The sequence below is a fragment of the Streptomyces sp. NH27 genome (assembly GCF_056859195.1).
On record NZ_JACEGK010000939.1, the window covers coordinates 1 to 1,372 of the forward strand.

The 1,372-nt window shown below is 73.7% G+C and carries 2 protein-coding genes; one reads left to right on the forward strand and one right to left on the reverse strand.

Translation table 11 applies throughout. The features are described from left to right. On the reverse strand, positions 1-1,172 hold a 1,172-nt coding region (locus tag AC13HU_RS37255; RefSeq protein WP_483046430.1), incomplete at its 3' end, for a DUF5107 domain-containing protein. Here AC13HU_RS37255 and AC13HU_RS37260 point away from each other — a divergent pair. Then, the coding region (locus AC13HU_RS37260; protein WP_483046431.1) for a hypothetical protein at positions 1,159-1,372 on the forward strand (214 nt) is incomplete at its 3' end. The two genes, AC13HU_RS37255 and AC13HU_RS37260, sit on opposite strands and share 14 nt — an antisense overlap.

Sequence of the window (1,372 nt, forward strand, 5' to 3'; positions counted from 1 at the left end):
GCACGGGGCAGCGCCGATTCGAGGCTCGCCGCGGCCTCCGCGCGGGCGGCGGCCCAGTCGGCGCCGTGCACCAGCGCCGGATCGGCGTCGAGCGGACCGTACGCCTCCAGCCAGCTCAACTCCGACTCGGCGGGCATGGGTACATGTTCGAGCTGGGTACGGGCCAGACCGGCCTGGATCTCCAGGTAGCCGCCGGTACCGGGTTCGGTGAGCCACTCCTGCCAGCGCCGCCCGCCCCGGCCGCGGCCCCAGCGGAACAGCTTGCGGCCGCGTAGCCCGTCGGTGGACGTCTGCACCAGGCCACGGCCCTGCCCGTCGAGCGCGGCGATCCAGCGGCGGTCGTCGCCCTGGATGTCGAAGAAGTGGTCGGCGGCGTGCTCGAACCGGGTGGGGTAGGTGACGTCGGCATCGCTCTGGGCGTCCGGACCGCCGGGGCCGTCGGGGATGCGCGGCACCGCGACGTGCGTGAGGGTGCGGTGATAGTCGAACTGCCAGGCGGCGTCCGCGGGTACCAGCACCCGGGTGTCGGCGGTCTCCGGGACGGCGGTGTTGGACCACCAGTACACCGGCACGGTCCGGTCGTGCGGGTTGCGGACGCGGACACCGACGTACAGGAAGTCGGAGCCGGCCGGCAGCCACAGGTCGACCTGGAACGGCAGGTCACGCAGCCGTTCCCACTCCCACAGCCGCAGCATCTCCCCGCCGTCGGGCGCGGTGAGCCGGGCGGCGTGCAGCGGCGTGCAGGTGTGGGCGGCATGGCCGGTGGCGCCGAGGTTCCACTCGACGCCGCCGGAGAACCAGGCGCCGGCGAGCGCGAAGTCCGCGGGCTGGAACACCGGGTTGCGGTAGAGCAGTTCGCGACCGGTCGGCTTGTGCAGCAGGGAGTAGAGCCGGCCGCCGAGGCCGGGCAGCACGGTGGCGCGCAGCCGGTCGTTCTCGATGACGACGGCGTCGAGTTCGGCGGGCGCGCGGTCCCGGCCGTAGCCGTCGAGAACGCGGACCGGCAGCACCGTACGCAGCGGGGCGTAGCCGATCTGCCGGGCCATGTCCGGGGGCAGGCCGTTGCACTCGTGCGGGTCCAGGCGGTGCTGCTCGGAGCGCTCACGGAGCGCGGGCAGCGGGTTCTCCGGGCCCAGCGGTGCGGCGGGGATGCGCACGGTGGCGCGCCGCACGGTCGTCGCGGTCGTATCGGTCGTCGCGGTCCTGGCCAAGGCCACCTCATCCGGCGCGGGCGGCCGCCTTCCGCACGGCGGCCGTGTGATCACCATGGAACATGCTTCGCGGCCCGCTGAACAGAGCCCGCACCGCACAGGATTGGGCAAAACCGATGGAAACCAGGTAAACCGGCCGCACCATCCGGCCCGCTCACCCG